We start from the raw sequence: 4,543 nt of genomic DNA on the forward strand, positions 1-4,543 counted from the left end.
GCGCGCGGCGCGATCACCGGCCTCAGCTTTGCGTCAACCCGTGCGCATATCGCGCGCGCCGCGCTTGAGGCGATGGCGGGGCAGAGCTACGACCTTAAATCCGCTTTTGCCGCCGATGGCGCGGACTGGACGGTGCTCAACATCGATGGCGGCATGGTTGCCAATGACTGGATGGCGCAGGATCTTGCCGACATGCTACGCATCGAGGTGCGGCGGCCCCATGTCATCGAATCGACCGCCCTTGGCGCGGCGATGCTCGCTGCGGTGGGGGCGGGAATTTATCCGACGCTCGAAGACGCGGCGGGCGCGATGCGTGGCACCGGCGATGTGTTCGTGCCGCAAATGGAGGATAGTGTGCGCGAGGCACGGTTGGCGCAATGGCAGGCGGCGCTCGCGCGGGTGCTGGCAGAGCATTGACGGCGGGGCTTGTCAGGCCCCCCGGCGCACCTTCAGGATGCAATCGACAAAGCCTTGGGGATCGTCTTCCTGAATGAAGTGACCGCCTTTCAGCGTCGTGTGTGGCTGATTGTGGGCACCGGGCACGCGCCCGATGAAACGCGTTTCGCCGCCGCGCGTGATCGGGTCGCCATCTGAAAAACAGCACAGGAAGGGCTTGTCCCACCTGTCGAACACGGCCCATGCCGCCTTTTGGTCGGGCACCGCGACATTGTTTTCAAAGGGTACGAAACTCGGGAATATGCGCGCGCCCGCCTTGTAGCTGGCATCCGGGAACGGCGCATCATAGGCGGCGATCTCGGCGGCTGTTAACCCGCGGGCCGTCCCCTTGCTGATGATCTTGCCGATCGGAAACAGTGGGCTCCACTGCGCAAAGGCGCGCCAGATGGCAAAGGCGCGCGGGGCAGGGCCACCTTCGGGCAGGCCACCGTTTGCAAGCACGATGCCGCTGAACCGGTCGGGCATCGCCGCAGCCAGTCGCAGGCCGACGAGCGACCCCCAGTCCTGACAGGCAAGGGTGATGTCGTTCAGTTCGAGTTGCTCGACCCACTGCCGCATCCAGCCGACATGGCGCGCATAGCTGTAGTCGCTCTTGGCGGCGGGCTTATCCGATTTGCCAAAGCCGATGAGGTCAGGCGCCAGCACGCGATAACCTGCCGCCACCACCGGGGCGATCATGTGGCGATACAGATACGACCAGCTCGGCTCGCCATGCATCATCAGCACAACCGGCGCATCGCGCGGGCCTTCGTCGATATAATGCACGCGCAGCGGCGTGCCGGTGGCGGCATCGGAGATCGTCGCATAGCGTGGGCCGAACGGAAAATCTCCGATGTTGGCAAATGCGTCATCGGGCGTGCGCAAGACTTTCACGCGATGCTCTCCCCTGGGTCGATCTAACTGCCGATGGCTGGTCAATATATTGGCACGATTTGTGTCATAATGCCGTGCCTTCGTCAACGAGCAGGCTTAAGCCAACGTTTATCGGCACCAGCGCGTCGTTCGTCGACAGCTGTAGTCGTTGGGCGACGCCTTGCCCTGATTTGTCGAGTGTTGCGCGACCCGGGGCGGGTCTTTCCCTATCCAGATGATGTCGCGAATGACCCATAGCTCCCCAGGCAGGGCCTTTCGCGGCAAACATAAAAGGACCGGCCCGTCAGGCCCCGTAACCAGATGGGCCGGTCCAGTCAGTTTGCCACACTATCTTGAAAGGACCCCCCATGTTTAACCTCTCCAATCTTGCACAGATCGCGCAGCGCTCGCTGGCTGCCGCGACCGCAACTGCCATTCTGTTCTCCGCCACGGTGCAGGCCAGCCCGGTTCAGACGACTCAAGCCGCCGATGGCCGCGTCGTGCGCAGTGTCGAGGTCAGGTTCGTTGATCTCGACCTGACGACCCAGACTGGCGCTGCAACACTGGAAAGCCGCCTGAAAATGGCTGCCAAACAGGTGTGCGGAACGGCGAGGCTCAGCACCGTGCGCGATCACATCGATCACAAGACCTGCGTGAACCAGACCATGGCCAGCGGCAAGCGTGCGATGGTGACGCTGGTGGCGCGGGCCGAAGCCGGTGAACGCTTCAAGGCCGGCGAGCGCATCGCGGTTGGCGGCTGACTGAGAGTGCCATTGCGAGCAACACGTTATAACCAACCTCTTGGTGATGACCCGACCGGACCGGTTGCCTGATGGGCAGCCGGTCCTTTTTTTTGGGGCTAAACGCATAGCTCTTATGCCTGCGTCAGTCCGATGCCGATGCTGGCGCGGGGCTGTTCTATCTCAGATGACACCACCGGATAGGCGCAATAGTCGGCGGCGTAATAGGCGCTGGGCCGGTGATTGCCCGACAGCCCGACGCCGCCAAACGGTGCGTTGGATGATGCGCCGTTGGTCGGCTTGTTCCAGTTGACGATCCCGGCGCGGATGTTGGCCCAGAACTGACGATAATGTTGCGGACTGCCTCCGATCAGCGAGGCCGACAGGCCAAAGCGGGTGTTGTTCGCCTCGGCAATTGCTTCGTCGAAATCGCTCACCCGCACGACCTGCAGCAGCGGCCCGAACAGTTCGACATCGGGACGTTCCTTCATCGCGGTGACATCGATGATCGCTGGGCTCAGGAACGGGCGGTCATCGATTGGGCGCACCAGATGCTTGATCACCTTGCCGCCGTTGCTGAGCAGATACAGGAAGCTGTCGGTAAGGCCATCTGCTGCCTGATTGTCGATCACCGGCCCCATGAACGGCTGCGGATCGGCGAACGGCTCGGCAACGATCAACCGGTCGGCCATTTTCTTGGTCTCGCTGATCACCGCGTCATAAACGCTGTCCTTGATGATCAACCGGCTGGCAGCGGTGCAGCGCTGTCCGGCTGATGTGAAGGCCGACTGGATGATCAAGGTCGCAGCGTCCTGAATGCAGGGCGTGTCCCACACCACCAGCGGGTTGTTGCCGCCCATTTCGAGCGCAAGAATCTTGTCCGGGCGGCTGGCGAGGCGGCGGTTGATGGCAATGCCGGTGCTGGCAGAGCCGGTGAACAGCACGCCATCAATGTCTTCATGCTCGACCAGGGCCTTGCCTTCGTCTGGGCCACCGATCAGCAGTCGCACAACCCCCTCGGGCACACCGGCGCTGTGCAGGCATTCGATCAGCATCGCGCCCACTGCTGGGGTTTTTTCGGATGGCTTGAACACGATTGTGTTGCCCGCGATCAGCGCCGGAATGATATGGCCATTGGGCAGATGCGCGGGGAAGTTATAGGGGCCGAGCACCGCCATCACCCCATGCGGCTTGTGGCGCAGCGCCATTGATCCGCCCAGCGCGCTGTCCATCTTGCGTTGGCCAGTGCGCTCGGCGAACGCCTTGACCGAAATATCGACCTTGGCGATCACCGACTCGACCTCGGTTCGCGCTTCCCACAGCGGCTTGCCCGTTTCGCGGGCGATCAGCTCGGCAAAGGCCTGCTCGCGCACCTTGACCTGATTGGTAAATCGGCGGCACAGTTCGATACGCTTGGCGGCTGCCATCGCCACCCATTCGGGAAAAGCGGCGCGGGCACGGGCGACTTCGGCGCCAACATCGCCAAAAGCGGCGCTCCATAGCTGCGCTCCCGTCGCTGGGTCGTAAGATACCAATTCAGGCAAAAGGCGTGCTTTCTTCCCAATTGAGGCGGGCTGCAGCCAGGCTGCCAACAGTTATCCTACGTTGCTTATGCCCCGAGGCGGGAAGCGATAGCAAGATATTGCGGGTGCGCAAACTATCGAACACATGACTGACAATTGTTTTGCGATTTCTTGGGCTTGCACATCGCGATGCCTCTGCTAGTTTTTGCGACGGCTGGTTAATGACCACTCGGCGATGCGGGTCGCATGAGTAACATATTAGCCGGGGGCAACACCCGCCTTGTCAGTAGAACAAGGAGCGGTCCCATGAAGAATTTTCCAAACAACGCCAAGGCGTTGCGCGCCACGCTTTTTCTGGCGTCGAGCGCTGCAGCGATTGCGATTTCGAGCCCTGCTTTTGCCGATGCGACGGCGCCCTGCAATGTCAACGCGGGGCCTGATGGCATCCCTGGCAATGCCGATGACGTTGTAGGCAGCACAGAATGCGGGGTAGGCTCGGTGGCCACCGGGGTCAATTCAACAGCAGTCGGGGCCAGCACTGCATCGGGTTCGGGTGCCATCGCGATAGGCAACGCCGCAGTATCGCCCACCACCAACTCGGTCGCGATCGGGACCAACGCGACCACGGCTACGCTGGGCGCAACGCCATCAGGCGCAGCATCGCTTGGCACTGCGGTCGCCATCGGCAATGGTGCCCGTGCGACGCAGGAAGATGCGGTTGCGCTGGGTGATTTGGCCAATGCCAGCGGCTTCCACTCCACCGCCATCGGTGGCGAATCGGTTGCCTCGGGCGTCGGGTCGCAGGCCTTTGGCTGGCAGGCCAATGCATCGGGTCGCACTGCGGTCGCGGTCGGCCATCAGGTTACGGCGGCAGGCTTTGAAGCCACCTCGGTGGGCAAGAGCACGCAGGCGGGTGGTGCGAATTCCACCGCCGTCGGCAGCCGCGCCAATGCGGCGGGCATCAGCTCGGTC

General features: G+C 62.5%; 4 protein-coding genes and 1 pseudogene. 3 read left to right on the plus strand and 2 right to left on the minus strand.

Annotation, left to right across the window (positions count from 1 at the left end; all coding sequences use genetic code 11):
- Positions 1-417, plus strand: a 417-nt coding sequence (locus ACEW8G_RS04690) for an FGGY-family carbohydrate kinase (RefSeq protein WP_373487289.1), incomplete at its 5' end; no start/stop codon positions are given.
- A 12-nt stretch (positions 418-429) separates the two neighbouring features.
- Here the strand turns inward: ACEW8G_RS04690 and ACEW8G_RS04695 are convergent.
- Positions 430-1,329, minus strand: a complete 900-nt coding sequence (locus tag ACEW8G_RS04695; protein ID WP_373487290.1) for a haloalkane dehalogenase — start codon at positions 1,327-1,329, stop codon at positions 430-432.
- A 347-nt stretch (positions 1,330-1,676) separates the two neighbouring features.
- Between ACEW8G_RS04695 and ACEW8G_RS04700 the strand changes: the two genes are divergently transcribed.
- The gene (locus tag ACEW8G_RS04700; RefSeq protein ID WP_373487291.1) at positions 1,677-2,069 is read left to right on the plus strand and encodes a UrcA family protein; all 393 of its coding nucleotides are present in this window, start codon (positions 1,677-1,679) and stop codon (positions 2,067-2,069) included.
- A gap of 113 nt (positions 2,070-2,182) precedes the next feature.
- On the opposite strand, the gene astD is transcribed toward ACEW8G_RS04700, so the two are convergent.
- Positions 2,183-3,592 carry a succinylglutamate-semialdehyde dehydrogenase gene (astD, locus tag ACEW8G_RS04705; RefSeq protein WP_373487292.1) on the minus strand — a complete coding sequence of 470 codons (1,410 nt, stop codon included), beginning with the start codon at positions 3,590-3,592 and terminating at the stop codon, positions 2,183-2,185.
- Positions 3,593-3,877: 285 nt separating this feature from the next.
- Between astD and ACEW8G_RS04710 the strand changes: the two are divergent.
- Positions 3,878-4,543 (plus strand): annotated as a pseudogene (locus tag ACEW8G_RS04710) (hypothetical protein); the annotation flags it as partial.

Origin of the sequence: Blastomonas sp., from assembly GCF_041747255.1 — a bacterium.
Classification (GTDB): Bacteria; Pseudomonadota; Alphaproteobacteria; order Sphingomonadales; family Sphingomonadaceae; genus Blastomonas.

Coding starts and splice junctions, on each gene's coding strand:
- ACEW8G_RS04700 (WP_373487291.1), top strand. CDS start 1,677: ATGTTTAACCTCTCCAATCTTGCACAGATCGCGCAGCGCTCGCTGGCT.